Source organism: Nocardia gipuzkoensis (assembly GCF_021183645.1).
Taxonomy (GTDB): domain Bacteria; phylum Actinomycetota; class Actinomycetes; order Mycobacteriales; family Mycobacteriaceae; genus Nocardia; species Nocardia abscessus.
The window spans coordinates 3,882,148-3,905,039 of record NZ_CP089225.1 but is presented as its reverse complement, the minus strand read 5'-3'; the positions used below and the strand labels follow the sequence as shown (position 1 = coordinate 3,905,039).

General features: G+C 70.4%; 20 protein-coding genes. 11 read left to right on the top strand and 9 right to left on the bottom strand.

The annotated features are described in order from the left end of the window. Window positions 1-46 precede the first annotated feature (46 nt). The gene (pcrA, locus tag LTT66_RS17235; protein ID WP_233068733.1) at window positions 47-2,629 is read right to left on the bottom strand and encodes a DNA helicase PcrA; all 2,583 of its coding nucleotides are present in this window, start codon (window positions 2,627-2,629) and stop codon (window positions 47-49) included. 385 nt (window positions 2,630-3,014) lie between these two features. Here pcrA and LTT66_RS17230 point away from each other — a divergent pair, with 385 nt between their 5' ends. Beyond that, window positions 3,015-3,308, top strand: coding sequence for a chorismate mutase (locus LTT66_RS17230; RefSeq protein ID WP_083899637.1), 294 nt, complete (start codon window positions 3,015-3,017; stop codon window positions 3,306-3,308). Window positions 3,309-3,449: 141 nt separating this feature from the next. Here the strand turns inward: LTT66_RS17230 and LTT66_RS17225 are convergent, their stop codons facing one another. Then, entirely contained in the window at window positions 3,450-4,907 is a 1,458-nt protein-coding gene (locus tag LTT66_RS17225) for an NAD-dependent succinate-semialdehyde dehydrogenase (protein WP_195068976.1), read from the bottom strand. Between the two features lie 231 nt (window positions 4,908-5,138). On the opposite strand from LTT66_RS17225, the gene pgi reads away from it, so the two are divergent. Further along, on the top strand, window positions 5,139-6,776 hold the full coding sequence (gene pgi, locus LTT66_RS17220; protein ID WP_233068732.1) for a glucose-6-phosphate isomerase: 1,638 nt from the start codon (window positions 5,139-5,141) through the stop codon (window positions 6,774-6,776). A 14-nt stretch (window positions 6,777-6,790) separates the two neighbouring features. On the opposite strand, the gene LTT66_RS17215 is transcribed toward pgi, so the two are convergent. Continuing rightward, the gene (locus LTT66_RS17215; RefSeq protein ID WP_233068724.1) at window positions 6,791-7,339 is read right to left on the bottom strand and encodes a potassium channel family protein; all 549 of its coding nucleotides are present in this window, start codon (window positions 7,337-7,339) and stop codon (window positions 6,791-6,793) included. 181 nt (window positions 7,340-7,520) lie between these two features. Between LTT66_RS17215 and LTT66_RS17210 the strand changes: the two genes are divergently transcribed. After that, window positions 7,521-8,708: an NAD(P)/FAD-dependent oxidoreductase gene (locus LTT66_RS17210; protein ID WP_233068722.1), complete on the top strand. Its 1,188-nt coding sequence runs from the start codon at window positions 7,521-7,523 to the stop codon at window positions 8,706-8,708. 94 nt (window positions 8,709-8,802) lie between these two features. On the opposite strand, the gene LTT66_RS17205 is transcribed toward LTT66_RS17210, so the two are convergent. Together LTT66_RS17205 and LTT66_RS17200 are read right to left on the bottom strand one after the other, a co-directional pair. Next, window positions 8,803-9,486, bottom strand: coding sequence for a nucleoside/nucleotide kinase family protein (locus tag LTT66_RS17205; protein ID WP_233068720.1), 684 nt, complete (start codon window positions 9,484-9,486; stop codon window positions 8,803-8,805). Window positions 9,487-9,597: 111 nt separating this feature from the next. Beyond that, window positions 9,598-10,524: a LysR family transcriptional regulator gene (locus LTT66_RS17200; RefSeq protein WP_233068718.1), complete on the bottom strand. Its 927-nt coding sequence runs from the start codon at window positions 10,522-10,524 to the stop codon at window positions 9,598-9,600. Between the two features lie 79 nt (window positions 10,525-10,603). Here LTT66_RS17200 and LTT66_RS17195 point away from each other — a divergent pair, with 79 nt between their 5' ends. Beyond that, a complete protein-coding gene (locus LTT66_RS17195) occupies window positions 10,604-10,996 on the top strand; it encodes a nuclear transport factor 2 family protein (RefSeq protein ID WP_233069295.1) in 393 nt (130 codons plus the stop codon). 256 nt (window positions 10,997-11,252) lie between these two features. On the opposite strand, the gene LTT66_RS17190 is transcribed toward LTT66_RS17195, so the two are convergent. Together LTT66_RS17190 and LTT66_RS17185 are read right to left on the bottom strand one after the other, a co-directional pair. Continuing rightward, window positions 11,253-12,872, bottom strand: coding sequence for an acyl-CoA dehydrogenase family protein (locus LTT66_RS17190; RefSeq protein ID WP_233068716.1), 1,620 nt, complete (start codon window positions 12,870-12,872; stop codon window positions 11,253-11,255). After that, on the bottom strand, window positions 12,859-13,497 hold the full coding sequence (locus tag LTT66_RS17185; RefSeq protein WP_233068714.1) for a TetR/AcrR family transcriptional regulator: 639 nt from the start codon (window positions 13,495-13,497) through the stop codon (window positions 12,859-12,861). The genes LTT66_RS17190 and LTT66_RS17185 overlap by 14 nt, the downstream gene beginning before the upstream one ends. Window positions 13,498-13,550: 53 nt before the next feature. Here LTT66_RS17185 and LTT66_RS17180 point away from each other — a divergent pair, with 53 nt between their 5' ends. From LTT66_RS17180 to LTT66_RS17170, 3 genes are all read left to right on the top strand, one after another. Further along, on the top strand, window positions 13,551-14,324 hold the full coding sequence (locus LTT66_RS17180; protein WP_233068713.1) for a crotonase/enoyl-CoA hydratase family protein: 774 nt from the start codon (window positions 13,551-13,553) through the stop codon (window positions 14,322-14,324). A 5-nt stretch (window positions 14,325-14,329) separates the two neighbouring features. Further along, window positions 14,330-15,571, top strand: coding sequence for a hypothetical protein (locus LTT66_RS17175; protein WP_233068712.1), 1,242 nt, complete (start codon window positions 14,330-14,332; stop codon window positions 15,569-15,571). Window positions 15,572-16,022: 451 nt separating this feature from the next. Further along, entirely contained in the window at window positions 16,023-16,616 is a 594-nt protein-coding gene (locus tag LTT66_RS17170) for an MspA family porin (RefSeq protein ID WP_233068711.1), read from the top strand. 13 nt (window positions 16,617-16,629) lie between these two features. Here the strand turns inward: LTT66_RS17170 and LTT66_RS17165 are convergent, their stop codons facing one another. Beyond that, complete coding sequence (locus LTT66_RS17165) at window positions 16,630-17,304, bottom strand: pyridoxamine 5'-phosphate oxidase family protein (protein ID WP_233068705.1); 675 nt, start codon at window positions 17,302-17,304, stop codon at window positions 16,630-16,632. 80 nt (window positions 17,305-17,384) lie between these two features. On the opposite strand from LTT66_RS17165, the gene pdxR reads away from it, so the two are divergent. The 4 genes from pdxR to LTT66_RS17145 are packed head-to-tail and all read left to right on the top strand — an operon-like array spanning window position 17,385 to window position 21,978. Next, window positions 17,385-18,755 carry a MocR-like pyridoxine biosynthesis transcription factor PdxR gene (gene pdxR / locus LTT66_RS17160; protein WP_233068703.1) on the top strand — a complete coding sequence of 457 codons (1,371 nt, stop codon included), beginning with the start codon at window positions 17,385-17,387 and terminating at the stop codon, window positions 18,753-18,755. 10 nt (window positions 18,756-18,765) lie between these two features. Continuing rightward, complete coding sequence (locus LTT66_RS17155; protein ID WP_181719485.1) at window positions 18,766-19,011, top strand: DUF2630 family protein; 246 nt, start codon at window positions 18,766-18,768, stop codon at window positions 19,009-19,011. An 8-nt stretch (window positions 19,012-19,019) separates the two neighbouring features. After that, entirely contained in the window at window positions 19,020-20,456 is a 1,437-nt protein-coding gene (locus LTT66_RS17150; protein WP_233068700.1) for a dihydrolipoyl dehydrogenase family protein, read from the top strand. A 13-nt stretch (window positions 20,457-20,469) separates the two neighbouring features. After that, window positions 20,470-21,978: a carboxylesterase/lipase family protein gene (locus tag LTT66_RS17145; protein ID WP_233068698.1), complete on the top strand. Its 1,509-nt coding sequence runs from the start codon at window positions 20,470-20,472 to the stop codon at window positions 21,976-21,978. A gap of 9 nt (window positions 21,979-21,987) precedes the next feature. Here LTT66_RS17145 and LTT66_RS17140 read toward each other — a convergent pair whose 3' ends face one another. Then, on the bottom strand, window positions 21,988-22,857 hold the full coding sequence (locus LTT66_RS17140; RefSeq protein WP_233068688.1) for an Fpg/Nei family DNA glycosylase: 870 nt from the start codon (window positions 22,855-22,857) through the stop codon (window positions 21,988-21,990). Between the last annotated feature and the right edge of the window lie 35 nt (window positions 22,858-22,892).

Here is a 22,892-nt window from a genome sequence, read left to right as displayed (position 1 = left end):
TACCGGCGTGGCGCGCTCCCAGGCAGGGCCGGAAGACCCACGCCGCTCAGAGCTTGACCAACGTCCGGCTGTACTGCGGGATCAACCGGATCTTGCCCGCGGTGCCGAAGTCGATGGTCACCGTGGCCAGTGGGCCGAAGCCCTCGGCGGCGATCACCCGGCCGAGACCGTACTTGTCGTCGCTGACCCGATCACCCACGGCGAGTACCAAGTTCGTGTTGTTGCGGGTCGCACCGCCGGGAGCGGGCCTGCGCGGTCCACGATCACGCAAACCGGGCCGCTGCTGCGACCACCCGTCACCGCGCGTCCAGTCCCGCTCCAGGCCGTCGTCGTCGCCACGCCGCCGGATACCCCTCGTTCCGGGCGATCCGGCCGGTTCGAGCCGCCGCCAATCGATGAGGTGACCGGGGATCTCTTGCAGAAACCGCGATTCCGGGTTCGACACCGGCTGTCCCCAGCCCGAACGCACCACGGCACGGGTCAGGTACAGCCGCTGCCGGGCCCTGGTGATGCCGACGTAGGCGAGGCGGCGTTCCTCGGCCAGTTCGGTCGGATCGCCGAGCGCCCGCATGTGCGGGAACTGCCCGTCCTCCCAGCCGGTGACGAACACCACCGGGAACTCCAGCCCCTTGGCCGTGTGCAGCGTCATCATCGTGACCACGCCGGAACCCTCGTCCGGAATCTGGTCGGTGTCGGCCACCAGCGAGACCCGCTCCAGGAACGCCGCCAGCGACCCGGGGTCCGGCTCGCCCTCACCGACTTCGGGCAGCAGCCCCTCCTGCCGGGCGGCCTCCGCGTTGTTGTGCGCCTCGGAGCTGAACTCCCGCGCGACGCTGACCAATTCGTTGAGGTTGTCCAGCCGGGCGCCGTCCTGCGGGTCGTCGGACGCCTCCAGCTCGGCGCGATAACCGGTGCGCTCGAGCACCGCTTCGACCACGTTGCCCACGTCGGGGAAGTCGGATTCCGCGCGTTCACCCGCGGCGCGGACGTCGTCGAGCAGGTCGAGGAAGTTCGCGATGGCGCGCTGGGCGCGGGTGTTCAGCAGCGCCACTTTGCCTTCGGCGGCGTCGCGCAGCGCGGCGGCGAAACCGATCCCGCGCTGTTCGGCATGGACCGCCACGCAGGCTTCGGCGCGGTCGCCGATGCCGCGGCGGGGCGTGTTCAGGATGCGGCGCATGCTCACCGCGTCCTCCGGGTTCTCCAGCACCCGCAGGTAGGCGACGATGTCGCGCACCTCTTTGCGCTCGTAGAAGCGGACGCCGCCGACCACCTTGTAGGGCAGGCCCATCCGGATGAAGATCTCTTCCAGCGCGCGGGAGTTGTTGTTGGTGCGGTAGAACACCGCGACATCGCCGTAGTTGGCCTCGCCCTGGTCGACCAGCCGGTCGATCTCGCGCGCCACGAACGACGCCTCGTCGTGCTCGTTGTCGGCGACATAGCCGGTGATCAGGTCGCCCTCGCCGGAATCGGTCCACAGCTTCTTGTCGCGCCGGTTCTCGTTGCGCGAGATCACCGCGTTGGCGGCGGAGAGGATGTGCTGGGTGGAGCGATAGTTCTGCTCCAGCAGAATGGTTTCGGCGTCGGGGAAGTCGCGCTCGAACTCCTCGATATTGCGGATCGTCGCGCCACGGAAGGCGTAGATGGACTGGTCGGCGTCACCCACCACGCACAGTTCGCTCGGCGGGACCCGATCCTCGGCCTCCTCGTCCACGTGGTGGCCGACCAGCTCGCGGACCAGGACGTACTGCGCGTGGTTGGTGTCCTGGTACTCGTCCACCAGCACGTGCCGGAACCGGCGGCGGTAGTACTCGGCGACCTGCGGATGGTTCTGCAGCAGCGCCACCGTCTCGCCGATCAGGTCGTCGAAGTCCAGCGCGTTCGCCGAGCGCAGCCTGCGCTGATACTCGGTGTAGACCCTGGCCACCAGGCCGGGCAGCTCCGTGTCGTCGGATTCCGCGTCCGCGGTGGCGCGGGCCGGATCGATGAGCTCGTTCTTCAGGTTCGAGATCGCGGTGGCGAGCAGGCGCGCCGAGTACTTCTTGGTGTCGATGTCCAGGTCGCGGCTGATCATGGTGAGCAGGCGCCGCGAATCGTCCGCGTCGTAGATGGAGAAGTTCGAGTTCAGGCCGGGCAGCAGCGCCGCCTGGGTACGCAGGATGCGGACGCAACTGGAGTGGAACGTCGACACCCACATGGTGTTCGCACGCGGTCCGACCAGCCCCGTCACCCGCTCCCGCATCTCCGCGGCGGCCTTGTTGGTGAACGTGATGGCGAGCACTTGGCCCGGGGTGACGCCGCGGGCGGCCAGCAGATAGGCGATGCGACGGGTGAGCACGGCGGTTTTGCCCGAGCCCGCGCCCGCCACGATGAGCAAGGGGGATCCGGTGTGCACCACCGCCGCCCGCTGCTGCGGGTTCAGGCCGTCGAGCAGGCGCTCGGCTTCCTCGGCGCGCCGCTGTTCGCGCTCGACGCGCTGCCGCTCGCGCTCGGCGTCCGTGGGCGGCGCCTCGGGCACGGCGGCAGGCCGCGACCCCTCCGCTGCGTCACCGCCGGGGAACGGCGGTTTCGGTGTCGGGTCCGGGTGCGCGATCCGACCGGCCTGCGTCTTGGGAGCCACCGTGATGTCCATCGTCCGTCCACGCTACCGGCGGCCACCGACACAGATGAAGCCCCGGGGGACATCGGTATCGGTTCGGCGCCGGATGCCTGAACGGCGCGTGAACTCCCGCTGATGGGAAGCCTGGGCGAAACGACCTGCGTCTCTCCCGCGATTCCCAAACGTATCCGTTTTGCATACCCCCCAGCCCGTGGCACACTGGCGACATGCTCAGCGCTTTCGCAAGACATCCGATCCGGCTGCCGGCCGGACACCGGGATCGCGGAGCCTGTACCTGAGCACACCTTTCTGGGGGGACAATACAAGGCCCCACCAGGTCTGTTTCACGGTGAAAGAACTGATCGGTAACGAGCCTCGTGCACGCGCCGATCCTTGTTCTGACACGAGGAGATGAATGATGAGCACCCCTGCCACGACGACCGGGTCCGAATCCGCGTTGCCGCAGACCGAGGCCGAGATCGACAAGCTCCGCAAGGAGATCGACAGTCTCGACGCCGAGATCCTGGCCGCGATCAAGCGGCGCACGGAGATCTCCCGGATCATCGGCCGGACGCGCATGGCGTCGGGCGGGCCGCGCCTGGTGCACAGTCGCGAAATGAAGGTGCTGGAGCGGTTCAGCGAGCTGGGCCAGGAAGGCCACACCCTCGCCATGCTGCTGCTGCGCCTCGGGCGCGGTCGCCTCGGCCACTGACCTGACAAACACGCGGCGCGCTCGCTGAACCGTCGCTTCCACAAGGCCGCCCCGGGTGTGCACACCCCCGGGGCGGTCGTTTCATGTCCGCGGTCGGATGCGTCGAGGGCCGATCGGCCGCATCCCACCCCGGCGAAGCGTTCAGGTGAGTGCGATGTACTTGGTGGACAAGTACTCCTCGATCCCCTCGGTGCCACCCTCCCGGCCGAAACCGGACTGCTTGACGCCGCCGAAGGGGGCCGCGGGGTCGGAGATCACGCCGCGGTTGACGCCCACCATGCCGGATTCCAGGCCCTCGGCGATCCGCAGGGCGCGATCGAGGTCGCGGGTGTAGACGTAGCTGACCAAGCCGAACTCGGTATCGTTGGCGGCCGCGAGCCCCTCGGCCTCGGTCCGGAAGCCCACGATCGGCGCGACCGGGCCGAAGACCTCCTCGCGCAGAATCCTGGCCTGCGGCGGGACGTCCCGCAGGACGGTCGCCGGGTAGAACCAGCCGGGCCCGGCGGGCGCCTTGCCGCCGATCAGCACCCGCGCACCGGCCGCGACGGCGTCGTCCACCAGTTCGCTCACCGTGTGCAGTTGCTCCTCGTTGATCAGCGGGCCCAGTGTGGTGTCCGGGTCGGCGCCGGGTCCGAGCCGCACGCTGCTCGACATCGCCTCCACCAGCTTGGTGGAGAACTCCTCGAGCACGCTCTCGTGCACGTGGAACCGATTGGCCGCGGTGCACGCCTCGCCGCCGTTGCGCAGTTTCGCCAGCATCGCGCCCTGCACGGCGGCATCCACGTCGGCGTCCTCGAACACCACGAACGGGGCGTTCCCGCCGAGTTCCATCGAGGTGCGCAGCAGCCGGTTCGCGGACTTCTCCACCAGCTTCTTGCCCACCTCGGTGGAGCCGGTGAAGGTGAGCTTGCGCAGCCGGGGATCGTCGAGCAGCGGCTGGGTCACCGCACCGGAGCGGCTGGAGGTGATCACCGAGAGCACGCCGTCGGGCAAGCCGGCCGCGCTGCACAGCTGGGCCAGCAGAAGCATGGTCAGCGGTGTCGCCGAGGCGGGTTTGACGATCATCGTGCAGCCCGCCGCCAGCGCGGGGCCGATCTTGCGGGTGCCCATGGCGAGCGGGAAATTCCACGGCGTGATGGCCAGGCAGGGGCCGACCGGTTGCTTGTGCACCATGATCCGGCCGGTGCCGGAAGGCGCGTGCAGGTAGCGTCCGTGCACCCGGGCGGCCTCCTCGCTGAACCAGCGGAAGAACTCGGCGCCGTAACGCACCTCGTTGCGGCTCTCCGGCAGCGCCTTGCCCATTTCCAGGGTCATCAGCAGGGCGAACTCCTCCGCGCGGGCGGTGATCTGCTCGAACACCTCGCGCAGGATCTCCCCCCGCTCGCGCGCGGCCGTGGCCGCCCATTCGTCCTGTGCCGCGACGGCCGCGTCGAGCGCGCGCACCGCGTCCTCCGGGGTCGCGTCCGCGACGTGTGTCAGCACCTCCCCGGTCGCGGGATTGTGCACCGGGAAGGTGCCCCCACCGGTGGCGTCCACGGGCCGCCCTGCGATCCACAGTTGCTTCGGTACGGATTCGAGAAGTTCACGTTCGGAGCCCATGACGCCAGACTATGCCTCGCGCCGGGAGCACATCCTGGAACTCATCTCGCCCGCCCCCATCGGGTCGGACAGGGGCTCGGCCCGGCGCGTCGCCCCGGCTACGGGCACCTGTGGCCTCGGTAAGTCCGATGTGGCGCAGCGGATTCTCGCCTCGGCGGCGGCACCGGCAGTCCCGACTCTCCGCGAACGCGCCCGTGCGCGCGACCGTGCCTGCTTGTACCCTCGGCGAACGTGAGCAGCGACATCACCGCGACGGCGGCATGGCGGAAACTGCACGATCATCACGGCACCGTCGCCGACCGACACCTCAGGGAGTTCTTCGCGGACGATCCGGCGCGGGGCAGCGAGCTGACCGTCGAGGTGGGCGATCTGCACATCGACTACAGCAAGCACCGCGTCAACCGGGAAACCCTGCATCTGCTGGTGGAATTGGCGCGGGAGGCCGGTGTGCCCGAGCGGCGAGCCGCGATGTTCGGGGGCGAGCACATCAACACCTCCGAGAACCGCGCGGTCGGCCATGTCGCGCTGCGGCTGCCCGTGGGCGAGACGATGGTCATCGACGGCGCCGATGCGGGCGCCGAGGTGCACGAAGTGCTGCGGCGGATGGGCGAGTTCACCGACGCGCTGCGCTCCGGCGCGTGGCGCGGGGCGACCGGCGAGCGCATCACGACGGTGGTCAACATCGGCATCGGCGGCTCGGACCTCGGGCCGGTCATGGTGCACCAGGCGCTGCGGCACTACGCCGACGCCGGGATCGGCGCCCGGTTCGTCTCGAACGTCGACCCGGCCGACCTGATCGCGAAGCTGGACGGCCTGGATCCGGCCACCACGCTGTTCATCGTCGCCTCGAAGACGTTCTCCACCCTGGAGACGCTCACCAACGCGACCGCGGCCCGGCGCTGGCTGGTCGCCGCGCTCGGCGAGGACGCCGTGGCCGAGCACTTCGTCGCGGTATCCACCAATGCCGAGCGGGTCGCGGAATTCGGTATCGATACCGAGAACATGTTCGGTTTCTGGGATTGGGTCGGTGGCCGATACTCGGTGGCCTCGGCGATCGGCCTGTCGGTGATGGCGACCATCGGCAAGGAACGCTTCGCCGAGTTCCTCGCCGGGATGCACGCGGTGGATCGGCACTTCGCCGAGGCGCCGCTGGAGGCGAACGCCCCGGTGCTGCTCGGCCTGCTCGGCGTCTGGTATTCGAACTTCTTCGGCGCCGCCTCCCGCGCGGTGCTGCCGTATTCGAACGATCTGGCCCGCTTCCCGGCCTATCTGCAGCAGTTGACCATGGAGTCCAACGGCAAATCGGTGCGCGCCGACGGCACCCCCGTCACCACCTCCACCGGCGAGATCTTCTGGGGCGAACCGGGCACCAACGGCCAGCACGCCTTCTACCAACTGCTGCACCAGGGCACCCGGCTCATCCCCGCCGACTTCATCGGATTCGCCCAACCCACAGCGGATCTGGCGACCATCGACGGCACCGGCAGCATGCACGACATCCTGATGAGCAACCTGTTCGCCCAGACCAAGGTGCTCGCCTTCGGCAAGACCGCCGAGGAGATCGCCGCCGAGGGCACCGATCCCGCACTCGTGCCGCACAAGGTGATGCCGGGCAACCGCCCCTCCACCACCATCCTCGCGCCCCGGCTCACCCCGTCGGTCGTCGGTCAGCTCATCGCGCTCTACGAGCACCAGGTCTTCGTGGAGGGCACCATCTGGGGCATCGACAGCTTCGATCAGTGGGGTGTCGAACTCGGCAAGCAGCAGGCCCTCGCCTTGGCCCCGCTGCTCACCGACGCGCAAGAGCCACAGCCACAGGATGATTCGTCGACCGACTCGCTCATCCGCTGGTACCGCGCGCACCGCTGATCCAGCCCGCGACGCTAGTCAGCCCCGCCGGGCGGGCTTTTGCGCTGCGCCTCGTCGAGCCGGCGGACGATGAGCGAAGTGCCTATCGCGATCAAGGTGCCGATGACGCCGAGATCGAAGACGACTTGCACCATGGTGGCCACTTTCGCCGCGGGCCCGACCGCATGCACGTCGCCGTAGCCGACGGTCCCGAGAGTGACGATCGTGTAGTAGAGCGCGTCGGTTCGCGTGTGCAGTCCGGCGAACTGGCCGGGCGCGCGCTGTTCGAGCACGTAGTAGTAGAGGGCGAAGAACGTCACCACGACGCAGACCACGAGCAGCACGTCGTTGATCCGCCCGCTGGTCGCTCGCGGATCGAGGAAGTAGCGGCGGACGCGCCACCGAGCCAGCCAGATCAGGCCGGCGACTCCGACGACGAAGGCGACCAGCCCGAGCACCGCGGCGGGGCGACCGAGCGGCACACTCTCCAGCGGCAGAAAGTAGTAGAACAGCAGAGCGCACACCACGGCCGGCACATTGTGCACAAGGCGCGATGACCTGCCGACTGCGCGATTCTCCGTCATCGCTCCATCATCTGCCCAGGTAGACCGCGTTGGCCGCTGCACGCGCCGGACGCGATGCGCGGTTGGCTCGCCGCGGGCCGCCCTGTCTCGGCGACACGAGGACGTGATCCGGCTCACCAGGTGTCACAAGGATCGGTTACGCGGTGTCTTGTGTCCGAAGCCCTCGAACGAAGGAGACGCCATGACTGGAAACATCGATGTGGTCGTGGTCGGCGGCGGATACGCCGGCGTCTTGGCCGCCAATCGCCTGACGCAGCGTGACGACGTGACAGTGACTCTGATCAACCCGCGCCCGGCCTTCGTCGAGCGGATCCGCCTGCATCAACTGGTCGGCGGTTCGCACCAGGCGGTCGTCGACTACCGCGAGATCCTGGGCGAGCGCGTCCGGCTCGTGGTCGACACCGTGACCCGGATCGACGCGGCCGAGCGCAGCGTGGCCTTGGCGACCGGTGGCACGGCGAGCTACGACTATCTGGTGTACGCGGTGGGCAGTGGCAGCGCCGATCCGGACGTGCCGGGAGCGGCCGAGTTCGCCTATCCGGTCGCCACTCTGGAGGAGGCGCGGCGGCTGCGGCCGGTCTTGGACGCCGCGCCGGTGACGGCAGCGGTGACCGTCGTGGGAGCCGGTGCGACCGGCATCGAGATCGCCGCCGAGCTGGCGGAGCAGGGTCGCCGGGTGACCGTGGCGTGCGGTGGGGCGCTCGGCCCGTACCTGCATCCTCGGGGGCGGCGCTCGGTGGCCAAGCGGCTGGCCGAGCTCGGGGTGACCGTGCTCGAAGGTCCCTGCTCGAAGGTGACGGCCGTGACGCCGGATTTCGTGCGGCTCAGTGGCGGCCACACGCTGCGGAGCACGGTGACCATCTGGACCGCCGGTTTCGGCGTGCCGGACCTGGCCGCCCGCAGTGGGCTGAGCACCGACGCGGTCGGCCGCCTGCTCACCGACGAGACGTTGACGAGCGTGGACGACATCCGCATCGTCGCGGCGGGGGATTCGGCGGCACCGTCGGACCTGCCGTTGCGAATGAGCTGCCAGACCGCGCGTCCGCTGGGCGCCCACGCCGCGGACACGGTGCTGGCCCGGATCGCGGGTACGCAGCCCGCGGCCATCGACGTGGGTTACTTCGGCCAGTGCATCGCCCTGGGCCGTCGCGCCGCCACCCTCCAGGTCGCCGCCAGGGACGACACCGCGAACAGGTTCTACATCGGCGGTCGCCTGGCCGCGAAGATCAAGGAAATCGCCTGCAAGAACGTCGTCAAGGAACTGGCCGACGAGGCACGCGAGCCGGGTTCGTTCACCTGGGGGTTCAAGGACGGCAAGCGCAGGCAGCTGCTGCGGGCCGAACGCGGCGCGGTGCCTGCCACCCTCTGACCGGCGGCCTGCGCCGTCGGGGTCCGACGTGGCACGCGCCGCGTCGGTTCGGCTCGGCGGACGAGGACGGCAGCCGCGCACGACGCGTCGTGCCTCAGCGGTCGAGGACCGCGTAGCCTTCCGCGTGCCAGCGCAGTACGAGGTCGGCGCGCTCCCTCGTGGTCGCGACGAGGTCCGCGTTGCGTAAGTCGCTGTCGTGCACTTTGTGGCGGGCCGCCGCGGGAGTGCGACCGCCGCGAATGTGTCTGTCCAGCAGGCGATTCTCGATCACGTCGCGCGCGGCGTCCAAGTACCAGCATTCGTCGAGCAGGGCGCGGACCGCCGACCACCGCCGCCCCTCGAAGTCGTCGAGCAGCAGGTAGTTGCCCTCGGTCAGGATGATGGGCTGCCGATCGAGCACCACGCCGCCGGGCACCGGCGCATCGATGGACCGGTCGAACGTCGGCCATGGCACCGGGGCACCCACCGGCGTGGTGCGCAGGCGGCGCAGCCCCGTGACGTAGCCGTCGACGTCGAAGGTGTCCGGCTCGCCTTTGCGCGCGAGGCTTTCCATCGCGCGCAGGACGTCGTTGCCCAGGTGATATCCGTCCATGGGTGCGATCTCGGCGACCGTGCCGCCCGCCTCGGCATTGATCGCATCGCGCAACGCGACCGACAAGGTGGATTTGCCCGCGCCCGGCGGCCCCGCGATACCGAGCAGATACCGCCCCCGCGCGGCCCGGTCGAGCACCCGCCGGACCAACCAGCTCACCGGTCGCTGCACGAACTCCCCTGCCACCGCCGCAACACTACCGCCGCGGGCCATCTCATGGCTCACCCGCGAACTCGCGCGGACGATCGCGCTCCTGACGGTCTTCGCCGCGCGCAGGCCGACCGATATCGGCGGCGCTCACCCGCCACCGCGAAGACGCTGGCGCACTTGGGCGGACAACTCTGCCGCCTGGTCGCGCAGCGCCTCGGCGAACAGACCACGAGGTCCGGCGGCGCCGCGGTCGCCACCGTGGGCGAGGACGGTCCGCCGCACCGCGGCCGGGTGATCGATCCGGAGCAGCGCGATGGTCGGCGGCAGGACGGGAACGGCGATGCCGGGAACCACGGTGATGCCCAGTCCGGCCGCGACCAAGCCGAGTTTGGCGAACCAGTCGCGGGCGACGAAGGCGATATCCGGCTCCCAGCCGGGATCGCGCCACGCACCGAGAAGGGTGGCGGCCGGCTCCTGGCTGCCCGCGATCCACCGTTCGGCGCGCAGCAGATCGGGCGGCGCGCTGGTGGCTCCCGCGAGCGGATGCGTGGACGCGACCGCGACGAGCAGCGGATCGTCCAGCAGCGGTTCGATCGCCACGCCGCTGGGCAGGGTGTCCGGCGCGGTCACCACGGCGAGGTCGAGGCGTTCTCGCGCGACGGCAGCGAGCAGCCGGGGACTGAGCCCCTCCCGCAACGAGATCCGCAGCTGCCGATCGCGGACGGCCGTGGCGGCGATCGCGCGGGGCACCAAGGCGGCCGTCGCGGTGGAGAACGCGCCGATGCGCAGGCGGCCTGCCGCGCGCGCCGCCAGATGGCGGATGTTGTGCCGGGCGTGCTCCAACTCGCCGAGAATCGCCTCCGCGTGCCGCAGCACGATGCGTCCGGCCTCGGTCGGCCGCACACCGCGGGCGTGGCGCTCGAACAGTGCGCGACCGGCGGCCCGCTCCATCAGCGCGATTTGGCGGGACACCGCGGATTGGGTGTAGCCGAGGTTCTCCGCCGCAGTCGAGAACGATCCACAGGCAGCCGCCTCCCGAACCACGCGCAGGCCCGCGACGGTGAACTCATCCATGCGTAATGCTCATACCAGATATGCCAGACAGTCGCTTGTCGCATGTGCCGGGCGACTTTAGCGTCGAGTCGTGACTGCGATGGAGAACAAAAAGCTGCTCGCCGACATCTTCGAGCAGATGTCCCTCGGCAATACGCGCGCGCTGAGCGACGCCATGGCCGACGACTTCCGCTGGGTGTTCCCCGGCGACTGGTCCTGGAGCGGCACCTGGGAACCGAAGTCCGCGGTGCTGGCGGGCCTCCTTCGTCCGCTCATGGCGCAGTTCACCGCGTACCGCAGCACCGCGGAGCTGATCCTCGCCGAGGATGACCGCGTCGTCGTGCGGGCCCGCGCCCAGGCCGTGACCACGCGCGGCGAAACCTACGATCAGATCTACTGCTTTCTCTTCCGGGTCGCCGACGGGAAGCTGCGCGAAGTGGTCGAGTACTGCGACACGGCGTTGGTCGAGCGCGTACTGATTCGCCCTGCTTGATCCCTCCGCCCCGACCGGATACGCGGCGAGCCGAGCCTCGCGCCGCTCGCCGCCACCTCCGGTCCGGCACCTGATGCCGAGCCGCCCCTCGCCACCACCCGCACGACACCCGACAACGAGCCGCCCCTCGCCACCACCCGCACGACACCCGACAACGAGCAACCGCCCCACGTCCCGGCGGCCCTTGTCTCGGGCTGAGACACGACGTTCACGGAGACCGGTTGCACAGGAACCGGTCTTCAGGGACGCGAGCGGCTCAGACGAACGCGCGCTCGATGATCGCGCCGGTGTCCACTCCCGTGGGCAGCGTGCCGAAGGCGATGCCCCAGTCGTCACCGAGCCGAGTGGCGCAGAACGCGTCGGCGACCGCGGGGTGACCGTGGCGAACCAGTTGCGCGCCCTGGAGCACGAGCGCCATCAGCTCCACCACGCGCCGGGCGCGGTATTCGATGTCGTCGAGATCCGACAGCTCCTTGCCGACCAGGGCGATCGCGTCGTCCAGGCGCGGGTTCGCGCCCTTGGCCAGGGACACCTCGTGGAAGTACGCCTCGACCGTCTCCGGCTGGCGTCCCATGGCGCGCAACGCGTCCAGCGCCGCGACGTTGCCCGACCCCTCCCAGATGGACATCAGCGGCGCTTCCCGGTACAGCCGCGGCATGCCGGATTCCTCGGCATATCCGTTGCCGCCCAGGCATTCCAGCGCCTCGGCCGCGTGCGCGGGGGCCCGCTTGCACACCCAGTACTTGGTGACGGCCAGCGCGATGCGCCGCAGCGCCGCCTCGGCCGGATCCTGTCCGGCCCGGTCGGTGGCCCCGGCCAACCGCATCATCACGGTGGTCGCGGCGTCGGATTCGATCACCAGGTCGGCCAGCACGTTGCGCATGGCGGGCTGGTCGATCAGCTCGGCGCCGAACGCCTTGCGGTGCCTGGCGTGATGCACCGCGTACACGGTGCCCGCCCGCATGCCGGTGGCCGAGCCGATCACGCAGTCCAGCCTGGTCATGTTCACCATCTCGATGATGGTCTTGACGCCCGCGCCCTCCGCGCCGACCAGCCAGCCGACGGCGTTCTCGTACTCGATCTCCGAGGAGGCGTTGGACTTGTTGCCCAGCTTGTCCTTGAGCCGCTGGATGCGGATGGGGTTGCGGGCGCCGTCCGGCAGCACCCGGGGCAGCAGGAAGCAGGACAGGCCGCCGGGCGCCTGCGCCAGGGTGAGGAACATGTCCGACATCGGCGCGGAGGTGAACCATTTGTGCCCGACGATCCGGTAGGTGCCGTCCGGCTGCGGCGTCGCGGTGGTGGTGTTGGCGCGCACGTCCGAGCCGCCCTGCTTCTCGGTCATCGACATGCCCGCGATGAGTCCGGCCTTGCTGGACGGCTCCCGCAGGCCGAAGTCGTAGACGCGGGAGCCGAGCAGGGGTTCGAACCGCGCCGCCAATTCCGCGTTGTGCCGCAACGCGGGGACCACCGCGTAGGTCATCGAGATCGGGCACATATGGCCCGCGTCGGCGATGCCCCAGGTGTAGAACTTCGCCGCGCGCGCCACGTGCGCGCCCGGGCGGTCGTCCAGCCACGGGGCGCCGTGCAGGCCGTGCTCGACGGCCACGCGCATCAAGTCGTGCCAGTGCGGGTGGAACTCGACCTCGTCGATGCGGTGACCGTAGCGATCATGGGTGCGCAGGACCGGCGGGTATTCGTTGGCCAGCCTGCCCCATTCCTCCGCCTGCGCGCCACCGGCGAGCGCGCCCAGCTCGCGCACCTCGGCCTCGGCCCAGCCCGCGCCTTCCCGGTGCAGGCCCTCGAGCAGCGCCGGGTTGCGCGCGGCGTCGAAGGGGACGATGTCGGGTACCTGGTTGAGGACTTCATGCGTCTGCATCGGACACTCCTGATTCCAGCCGAGCGCGGTCGGCGCGCACGCCCAGCGCGCGGATCGCGAAAGCGATGAGTTCGGGGACGACGGATTCGCCATGTGGCTCGTCGGCGAGCGGGCCGACGAGCACCTCGCCGATCGCGCCGACCAGCGCGGCCGCGCTGATCCTCGGGTCCTGCGGTGGCAGTTCGGCCCGCGCGACCCCTTCGGCCACCGCCGATTCGAAGGTCTCGGCGAACGCGCGCCGGAAGCGCAGGCGTTCGCTGTCCACGGCCGCGTCGACCGGCTCGGCGAGCAGCACGTAGGCCAGATTCGGGTTCTTCAGCGCACGACCGGCGAAAGTCTCCACCGCGGCGGTCACCCGTTCGATCGCCGTTCCGTGCGCACCGGCCGCGGCGACCGCGGCGACCTCGCCGGCGACGACTTTCCGGAACACCGCCCGCACCAGAGCGGCCTTGCCGTCGAAATTCTTGTAGACGGTGCCGGTGGCCACGCCCGCCTCGGCCGCGACCGCCGCCATGGACAGCGCGGCATACCCGCCATCGGACAGCACCTTGGTCGCGGCCTGCACGATCAGCCCCGCCTGGGCGTCCAGGCGGGCCTGCACAGCGGGGGTTCTGCGGTAGGCCACGCAAGAAGTGAAGCACGAATTCATTTCTTCCCACAAGGGTGCTTTTACGGCGTATGGTCGAGCCCGTGACCGTACTGATCGAACGCAGCGGGCCCGTGACCACCGTGATCCTGCACCGCCCCGAGGCGCGCAACGCGGTGGACGGGCCGACCGCCGCCGCGCTGGCCACCGCCTTCCGCCAGTTCGACGCCGACCCCGACGCGGCGGTCGCGGTGCTGTGGGGCGACGGCGGCACGTTCTGCGCGGGCGCCGACCTGAAGGCGCTCGGTACCGAGCGCTCCAACCAGGCGACCGAGGACGGCGACGGCCCGATGGGCCCGACCAGGATGCGACTGTCCAAGCCGGTGATCGCCGCGGTCTCCGGTTTCGCGGTGGCGGGCGGGCTCGAGCTCGCGCTGTGGTGCGATTTGCGGGTCGCCGAGCGCGACAGCACCTTCGGCGTCTTCTGCCGCCGCTGGGGCGTTCCGCTGATCGATGGCGGCACCATCCGGTTGCCGCGCATCGTGGGCGCGGGCCGCGCCATGGATCTGGTGCTCACCGGACGCGAGGTCGGCGCCGACGAGGCGCTGCAAATCGGGTTGGTGAACCGCGTGGTGCCCACCGGCGAAGCCCGCGGCGCGGCGGAGGCGCTCGCCGCGGAACTCGCCGCGCTGCCGCAGACCTGCCTGCGCTCGGACCGGATGTCGATGCTGGAGCAGGAAGGGATGACCGAGGAGGCCGCGCTGCGCAACGAATTCCGGCACGGGCTGACGGCACTGGCCGATGGCGCGCTGGACGGCGCGCAGCGCTTCGCGGCGGGTGCGGGCCGGCACGGCGCTCGCGCTTGAGCCCGATGGGCCGTCTCAGCGTCGTCGACGAGATCTTTCTGCGCACCCATCGCGGGCTGGGCACCCCGATCGCACTGCAGGGGCTGTGGCGAACGGCGGACCGGGTGGACCCCGCGCTGCTGACGCGGGTGCACGAAGCTCTGCGCTCGGGACCGCTGGGGCGCAGAGTGGTTCCAGCGCGGGTGCCGGGCGCTCGCCGGGCCTGGCGACCGAACGTCCGCGCCTATCCGATCGGCCACGCCGATGGCGTGCTCCCGGTCGCGGAACTGCTCGACTGGGCCGACGCGCAAGGCGCCGGGCTCGATCCGGAATACGGTCCCGGGTGGCGGCTTTCGAGCGCGGCGCTGGACGACGGCGGATCGGTCGTCTCCCTCACATGCTCGCACGCGCTGGCCGACGGCCGGGCGCTGGTGCTCGCGGTGGACGACGCTCTGGGCGGAGCGCGGGTGCCTGCACCGAATCCTTCCGCGCGAGAATCGGATTGGTCCGATGCCAGGCGCCAGTGGTCGATCGTCCTGCGCGGGACCGCGGCGGCGCTCCGGCACGGGATACCGCGGCAGCCGGCCGCACCGATCCGGGACGAGGAGCCGCGCGAGGCCGACAAGACTACGCACAGCGCGATCCTGCAATGCCCGGCCGCGGAATGGGACCGCACCGCCGCGCGAGACGGCGGCACAGCCAACAGCCTGTTCATCCACCTCGTCGCGAACATACTGTGGGACAGCGGTTTTCCCCACGAGAAGATCGAGGCGAGCCTGCCCGTCGACACCCGCGACGAACCCCGCGTCGACAACGACCTCGCCATGACCCGCATCGCGATCACCCGCGCCGACACCCCCGCGACGATTCGCACCCTGGCCCGCCGCGCCTACGACCAGCGCATGTCCGCGCCGAGCGGCATGCCCGAACAGCTCCTGCAGGTGATCCCGGACCGCATGGCCTACGCGCTGTCCAAGGGCGCGGGCGAGCGGGACATCCTGTGCTCCAACATCGGAACGCTCCCGGCGTCATTGCGCACGCTCGGTCCGCACCGCTGCACCGGCGTCGCCGCCCGTGCCATCCACCCCGGCCTCGGCGCCGCACGACTGCCCCGCACCCGCCTCTCGGGCTACCTGTGCCGCATCGGTGACGACTATGTACTGAGCCTGGTCGGCCTCGACCCGGCGCGGATCGCGACGGCCGATGCGTTGCGCGAGCTGGCGCTGCGCGCGTTCGGCTCCGCGGGCTTGCGCGTCTTCGCGTGGTGAGTTCACACGCCTGTCGCTACCTCGTGTAGCGACGCGCACAACAACGGCGAACTTCTGGCGAATTATTGGCAATCTGGTATTAAATCGGATGGTTCTTTCGCCGATCCCGGTGGTCGGTGCGATGCCGACGACGACCGCCCCACCGGTCTCGCCGGCCGACTCGCCGTGTCGGCGCCTCACCGCCGCCAGCCGCACCGCCGGATAGAGTCGCACTGCCGCGCACGCCGAATGGAGTCTGCGACGACCCATTTGCCGTGCGAGTCCGTTTGCGTACGAAGTTCCGATTCGATCGACACTCGACTGGAGCATGATGAACCGCAAGCATTCGCGTACCCTCGCCGCGATCATCGCGGTAGTCGTTGCCGCCACAGGCTCTTTCGCTGTTTCGCATACCGTGGCGGGGGCCGAGCCAGGGGAGGTCGGCACCCGCGGGCTACATCTGATCGCGTCGGTGGATTACAACAACGTCGTACCCGGCGGTGACGTCGCATTGGGAGTTCCGTTCGCGCACGCGGTCAAGGTGTCCGGGGACTTCTCGGTCGTTTCCGACGGCGCCGCGGCAATGCGTCGCGGAGAGATCGTCGCCGGATATCTGATCGGCTGTGCGGTGGACATTTCCGACGGCATCTCGGTATCCATCGCCGGCGCTGTCGGCGCAGGTGTCGAATTCACTCCCGGGATCGTCATCGAATTCGGTGGGATCGATTTCGGCGGACTCAACGAACACGGCATGCTCGAAGAGCTGCCGGTAATCGTCGCTCCCGTCATCGCCCTCGGCGCGGACACCACTTTCGGTGTCAACGGCGAAGTCGGCGGTGAGATCACCGTGAACCTGGCGCCGGGCAGTGTGACCGCGGCGGTGATCGCCGAGGCGGACCTGGACGGGGAGTCGACGTTCCCCTTCACCTTCGCGCACAGCAATACGCCGCTGAATGTCAACGGATGTCTTTCCCCCGCCTCCGCGATGCCGTTCATCACCGTCCGCGCCGAGGCGCGCAACGGCATTGCGCAAACAACAGGCTACGGCCCTCATTTCGTGTTCTGAAGGTAAAAGCCGCTCAGGAGTCCGTGCGTTGGAGGACATCGGCCGGGACGGGGATCCCGGGATCGAGGTCCGGGGAGTCGATGGCGGCGTCCCATACCTGACGCAGGGGAAGGACGCCCGCCCAGACGCCGCCTGACGCGATGTCGGCCTCGTCGTCCTTGGGGCCGCCTTCGCGGATCTTCACCGATGCCTCGGTGAGATCCAAGGCGAGCACTTCGGTCGCGGCGAGTTCCTTCTTGCTCGGCGGCCGCACCCGCGACCACGAGCCGGGTGCGGCGTGCTCGACGATCACGCGCAGTCCGTGCACGCGTTCCTCGTGATCGGTCACCTCGCGAGCGCGGCCGAGCACGACCGCCGAGCGATAGTTCATCGAGAAGTGCATGGCCGAACGCGCGTAGACCACGCCGTCCACCAGCGTCACCGCAACCGAGATGTCGGCGGCGAGTGCCGCGCGCATGTTCCCCGCGCCGGTGGAACCGTGCAGGTAGAGCGTGTCACCGTCGCGGCCGTAGGTGGTGGGCAGCACGACCGGTGTGCCGCCGAGCAGCACACCGAGGTGGCAGATCAACCCGGCGTCGAGCACCGCGTCCAAGTCGGCGCGATCGGTCCTGGCGCGGTCGGTCAACCTGGTCGGTGTGCTGCGCGACGTCGGCGAGAGTGGAGGCCGTGGGCTGACTGTCTCGGTCATGCACCCAGCATCGGGCCGGGAATGGCATTATCAAAGTGCCAATTCACGTGAATTCCAGCGGTCCACTTCGAGGAGGAGCCGTGCTGGAGGACCTTCCCCTCGACCTCGATCGTGATTCGGCGCAACCGCTGTCGGTGCAGATCGCCGACCAAGTGCGCCGTGCCGCGACCACCGGACCGCTGCGCGGCGGCGACCGCCTGCCGTCCACCCGCGCGCTCGCCGAGCGGCTCGGCGTGAGCCGCACCGTGGTGGCCGCCGCCTACGACCAACTGCACGCGGAAGGCTGGATCACCGGCAGACGCGGCTCCGGCACCTATCTGACGACCGCGCCGGCCGCGGCGCCCGCGCGCGCCGATGCCCGCCACGACACCGCCCCCGCGCCGCGGCTGTTCGACCTCGCCCCGGGAGCTCCGTGCGTCGACGCCATCGACCCGGCCGCGTGGCGCCGCGCCTGGCGTGCCGCCGCGGATAATCCGCCGCTCGTGCGCAAGGACCGCGCGGGCGAGCCGGAATTCCGCACGGCGGTCACCGAGCATCTGCTGCGCCACCGCGGGATCGGGGCGGGCAGCGACACAATGCTGCTCGCCACCGCCGGAACCAGCTCCGCCGTCGGCGAATTGGCCGCGGCGCTGCTGCGCCCGGGCGCTGCCGTGGCCATGGAGGACCCGGGCTACCAGCGCGCCGCGGGCGCCTTCGCGGCGGCAGGAGTCGACGTCCTTCCCGTCCCGGTGGACGAGAACGGCCTGCGCGTCGATCTGCTGCCGCCCCGGATCGAAGCGGTGTACTGCACGCCGGCGCATCAGTTCCCGCTCGGCGCGCGCATGCCCGCGGCGCGGCGGGTCGAGCTGGTCGAGCATGCGCGGCGATCCGGGATCTTCGTCATCGAAGACGACTACGACGGAGAGTTGCGCTACGACACCGCGCCGCTGCCGTTGCTCGCCACCATGGCTCCCGATGTCGTCGTCCATTTGGGCACGACGAGCAAGATCCTCTCCCCCGCCCTCGGTGTCGGCTGGCTGCTGGCCGCTCCGGCCGTCGCCGAGGCGGTGCTGGACCATCGGGAGCGCACCGGCACCGGCCCGAGCCCGGCGGGCCAGCGGGTGCTGCTCGCCCTGGCCGCACACGGTGACCTGGCCAGGCATCTGCGCAGGCTGCGTCGCGCGCTGCCACCGCGCCGGATGCTGGTGGTGACCGAATTGCGCCGCCGCGGTCTCGGCGTGCTCGGCGACGACGCGGGTTCGCATGTCGTCGTGCCGGTGGAGTCGGCCGAGGCCGAGCGGCGCGTGGTCGCCGCGGGGCAGGCGCGCGGTGTCGCGCTCGACGGTTTGGCCAGGCACCACCTCGGACCGCGCCGCGCGCACTTCGGTGTCGCGCTCGGCTACACGGCGCTGTCGTGGCCGGAGCTCACCGCGGCCGTACCGTTGGCCGCCGAGTGCCTCGCCCGGCCGTAGCATGGTCCGCATGAGCGAACAGGACATCTTGGCGCGCATCAAAGAACTGGTCGACCAGGAGCACCAGCTGCGCTCGCAGGCCACCCGCGGGGAATTGGACCCGAAGACCGAACGCCAGCGCCTGGCCGAACTCGAAGTGATGCTGGATCAGGCCTGGGATCTGCTCCGCCATCGCCGGGCGCGGATCGACCTGGGTGAATCCCCGGACGGGGTGCAGGCCAATTCGGTCTCGCAGGTCGAAGGCTACCTGCAGTAGGCGCGGCGATGTCGAGCACAGCGACCGACTACGACGTCATCGTGATCGGTGGCGGACCCGCGGGTGAGAACGCCGCCGCCTACGCCGTCGCGGGCAGCGACCGCACAGCCGCCATCGTGGAGCGTGAACTCGTGGGCGGCGAATGCTCATACTGGGCCTGCGTTCCGAGCAAAGCGCTGTTGCGTCCGGGCCATGTCCTGGCGGCCGCGCTGGCGATGCCGGGTGTTTCGGCCAACGGCCTCGACGTCGAGGCGGTGCTGCGGCGGCGCGACGCATTCGTCCACGAGCACGACGATTCCACGCAGGTCGACTGGGCCCGGAGCAACGGCATCGACGTCGTGCGCGGCACCGGCCGCCTGACCGGTGCGCGCACGCTCGAGGTCGACGGGCGACAGCTGCGCGCCGGGCATGCCGTCGTGCTGGCCACCGGCACCACCGCGAACATCCCCGACGTGCCGGGCCTGCGTTCCGCACTGCCGTGGACTTCGCGTGATGTCACCAATCTGCACGAGGTACCGCGCCGGGCCGCCGTGGTCGGCGGCGGTGTGGTGGCCGCCGAGGCGGCGACCTGGCTGGCCTCGCTCGGGGCCGAGGTCACCCTGCTGGTGCGCGGCGCGGCGCTGCTGGCCGCGGCCGAACCGTTCGCGCGCGATCGGGTGGCAGCGGCGCTGACCGACGCCGGCGTGCGGGTGCGTTTCGGCACCGAGCCCGCCGCCGTCGAGCGCCCGGCCACGAAGGACACCGGTGAGGGCTGGATCCACGGCGGTCCGGCCATGATCCGGCTGCGTGGTCCCGAAGGCGAGTCGGCGCTCGAAGTCGACGAGATCGTGGTGGCGGCCGGACGCGCGCCCGCCACGCAGGGACTCGGCCTGGACACGGTCGGACTGCCCGACGGATACGTCGCGGTGGACGACCACCTCACCGCGCGCGACGTCGAGGGCGAGTGGCTGTATGTGGTCGGCGACCTCAACCACCGCGCCGCGCTCACGCACATGGGCAAGTACCAGGGCCGGGTGTGCGGTGACGTGATCGCGGCCCGCGCCGAGGGCAGGCCGCTGGACGACCCGCGGTTCGTCGCGAGTTCCGACCACGGCAAAGTGCCGCAGGTGGTGTTCACCGCGCCCGAGGTCGCCTCGGTCGGGCTGACCGAAGCCGCGGCCAGGGACGCGGGCCATCCGGTCGAGACCGTCGAAATCGACATCGCCGTGGCCGGGTCGGCGCTGTCCCGCGACGACTACGCCGGCCGCGCGAAGCTGGTGATCGACAGCGCGACCGACACACTGCTGGGCGCGACCTTCGTCGGTCCCGAGGTGGGCGAGCAATTGCACGCGGCGACGATCGCGGTGGTCGGCGGGGTGCCGCTGTCCACGCTCTGGCACGCGGTGCCAGCCTTCCCGGCGGTCAGCGAGTTCTGGCTGCGACTGTTGGAGGCGCGCCGCTCATAGCTACCATTTGAAAATGGTGGCAACAACGGATATCGCGACCGCCGACGGAATCGTCCGCGGCCGCCGGGGCCGCCGCGTACTGCACTGGCGGTCCATTCCCTACGCGGCTCCTCCGATCGGGGACCTGCGATTTCGCGCTCCCCAGCCGGTAGAGCCGTGGTCCGGTGTGCGGGCGGCGACGGAATTCACCTCCGCGGCGATGCAGCACCGCTCCGGGGCGCGGATCGGGCCGCGCGCCTACCAGCCGACCAGCGAGGACGCTCTGACACTGAATGTCACCGCGCCCGCGACAGCGGCGGCGGGCCCGCGACCGGTGCTGGTCTTCATCCACGGCGGCGGCTACCTGATCGGGACCTCGGCGCTCGGGCTGTATTCCGGCGCGCGGCTGGCGGTGCGCGGTGACGTGGTGGTGGTGTCGCTGAACTACCGGTTGGGCGCGTTCGGCTATGTCGACTTCAGTGAGTTCGGTACCGCCGAGCATCCGTTCGACGCGAACCTCGGATTGCGGGATCAGCTCGCCGCCTTGCAGTGGGTCCGAACCAACATCGCGGCCTTCGGCGGCGACCCTGGCAACGTGACGATCTTCGGCGAGTCGGCGGGCGCGCACGCAGTGCTCGGCCTGCTGGCCACTCCGGCGGCCGAGGGCCTGTTCCACCGGGCGATCTCGCAGAGCCCGCCCGCCGACTGGTCGATGACCGCCGAGGAGGCACGCGGCTTCGCGCGCCGCTGTGTCGCCGCGCTGGGCGCCACGCCGGACACCGCGCACACCGCGCTGCGCACCGCTGTCCCCAATGACATCCGCCGCGCCGTCGACCGCACCATCGCCCAGTTGCTGCGGGAACAACCGGGCGTCTTCCCCGCCTGTCCGGTGGTGGACGGCGAGTTCCTGCCGCGCTCCCCCGTCGACGCGATCAGCAACGGCTCCGCCCACCGGGTTCCGCTGATCATCGGCACGAACCGGGACGAAGGCACGCTCTTCGCCAGATTCGCCGACGAGCTGCCCACCACGCCGCAGCGGCTGCGCTCCGCGCTAGGCCACTCCGCCGAGGCCGAATCCCGGATCGCCGCGGCCTATCCCGGTTATCCCCAGCCGAAGGCCGCGGTGCAGGCGGGCGGCGACTACACGTTCTGGCGTCCTTCGCTGACCGTCATGGAAGGCCACAGCAAGCACGCGCCCACCTACGCCTACCGATACGACTACGCCCCACGCGCCCTGCATCTGGCCGGGCTCGGCGCCACGCACGCCACCGATCTCATCGCGGTCTTCGGCGTCGGCGACACCCCGATCGGCCGGGCCATCACCGCCGCGGGCGGACGGCGCGGACTACGCGCGGTCACCGACCAGTTCCAGGACAATTGGCTGGCTTTCGCGCGCACCGGGGCCCCGCTGCCGTCCTGGCCCGCCTATACGGAGGCCCGCAGGTCCACGCTGATCATCGACTATCCGACTCGGGTGGAACACGATCCGGACCGGGCCAAACGACTCGCCTGGCAGGGCGTGCGGGTTCCCACGGTGACCTGAGCCGGGCGGCTACTTCAGCAACCGCGACATCCGCCGGTCCGCGAGGATCTTGCCGCCGGTCTGACAGGTGGGGCAGTACTGGAACGACCGCTCGGCGTAGGCGACCTCGCGGACCGTGTCGCCGCAGACCGGGCAGGCCAGCCCGGTCCGGGCGTGCACCCGCATGCCCGAGCGCTTCTCGCCCTTGAGGCGGGCGGCGTCCTGACCGACCGAGCGGCCTACCGCGTCGGTGAGCACGGCACGCATGGCGGTGTAGAGCTCGGCCACCTTGTCGGCGGGCAGGGTCTTCGTGTTCGCGAACGGCGAGATCCGCGCGGTGTGCAGGATCTCGTCGGAATACGCGTTGCCGACGCCCGCCAGCAGCGTCTGGTCGACCAGCGCGGTTTTGATCCGCTGCGAAGTGCCGTCCAGGAGGTCGGCGAACTGCGCCTGGGTCACTTCCAGCGCGTCGGGACCCAGCCGGGCGATGCCGGGCACCGCCTTCGGGTCCTCCACGACGTACACCGCCAGCCGCTTCTTGGTGCCCGCCTCGGTCAGATCGAACGCGGGCGTGGCGCCTTCCGGCGTGAAGAAATGCACCCGCAGTGCCAGCGGGCTCTTGCCGCCCGGTTTGGGCGGCGTCGGGCTCGGCTCGTCGATCCAGCGCAGCCATCCGCCGCGCGACAGATGCGTGACGAGCCACAGCCCATCGCATTCCATCCCGAGGAATTTGCCCCAGCGCCCCGCACCGGTGACGTCTCGGCCGGACAGCGCCGTCACGGGAGGCTCGAAGGTCTTGACGGCGCTCAGCGCGGCCACGTCGACGCGGCCGACCACGGCGCCGACCGCATGCTCCCGCAGGAACTGCGCCAACGCCTCCACTTCCGGTAGCTCTGGCACGGCACCAGACTACCCAGCCCGGACGACAACCTCCC

Bases quoted from the DNA above. Each gene is read 5' to 3' on its own strand.
- pcrA (WP_233068733.1), bottom strand. From the start codon at position 2,629: ATGGACATCACGGTGGCTCCCAAGACGCAGGCCGGTCGGATCGCGCAC.
- LTT66_RS17230 (WP_083899637.1), top strand. From the start codon at position 3,015: ATGAGCACCCCTGCCACGACGACCGGGTCCGAATCCGCGTTGCCGCAG.
- LTT66_RS17225 (WP_195068976.1), bottom strand. From the start codon at position 4,907: ATGGGCTCCGAACGTGAACTTCTCGAATCCGTACCGAAGCAACTGTGG.
- LTT66_RS17215 (WP_233068724.1), bottom strand. From the start codon at position 7,339: ATGACGGAGAATCGCGCAGTCGGCAGGTCATCGCGCCTTGTGCACAAT.
- LTT66_RS17210 (WP_233068722.1), top strand. From the start codon at position 7,521: ATGACTGGAAACATCGATGTGGTCGTGGTCGGCGGCGGATACGCCGGC.
- LTT66_RS17200 (WP_233068718.1), bottom strand. From the start codon at position 10,524: ATGGATGAGTTCACCGTCGCGGGCCTGCGCGTGGTTCGGGAGGCGGCT.
- LTT66_RS17195 (WP_233069295.1), top strand. From the start codon at position 10,604: ATGGAGAACAAAAAGCTGCTCGCCGACATCTTCGAGCAGATGTCCCTC.
- LTT66_RS17190 (WP_233068716.1), bottom strand. From the start codon at position 12,872: ATGCAGACGCATGAAGTCCTCAACCAGGTACCCGACATCGTCCCCTTC.
- LTT66_RS17180 (WP_233068713.1), top strand. From the start codon at position 13,551: ATGGTCGAGCCCGTGACCGTACTGATCGAACGCAGCGGGCCCGTGACC.
- LTT66_RS17175 (WP_233068712.1), top strand. From the start codon at position 14,330: ATGGGCCGTCTCAGCGTCGTCGACGAGATCTTTCTGCGCACCCATCGC.
- LTT66_RS17165 (WP_233068705.1), bottom strand. From the start codon at position 17,304: ATGACCGAGACAGTCAGCCCACGGCCTCCACTCTCGCCGACGTCGCGC.
- LTT66_RS17155 (WP_181719485.1), top strand. From the start codon at position 18,766: ATGAGCGAACAGGACATCTTGGCGCGCATCAAAGAACTGGTCGACCAG.
- LTT66_RS17150 (WP_233068700.1), top strand. From the start codon at position 19,020: ATGTCGAGCACAGCGACCGACTACGACGTCATCGTGATCGGTGGCGGA.
- LTT66_RS17145 (WP_233068698.1), top strand. From the start codon at position 20,470: ATGGTGGCAACAACGGATATCGCGACCGCCGACGGAATCGTCCGCGGC.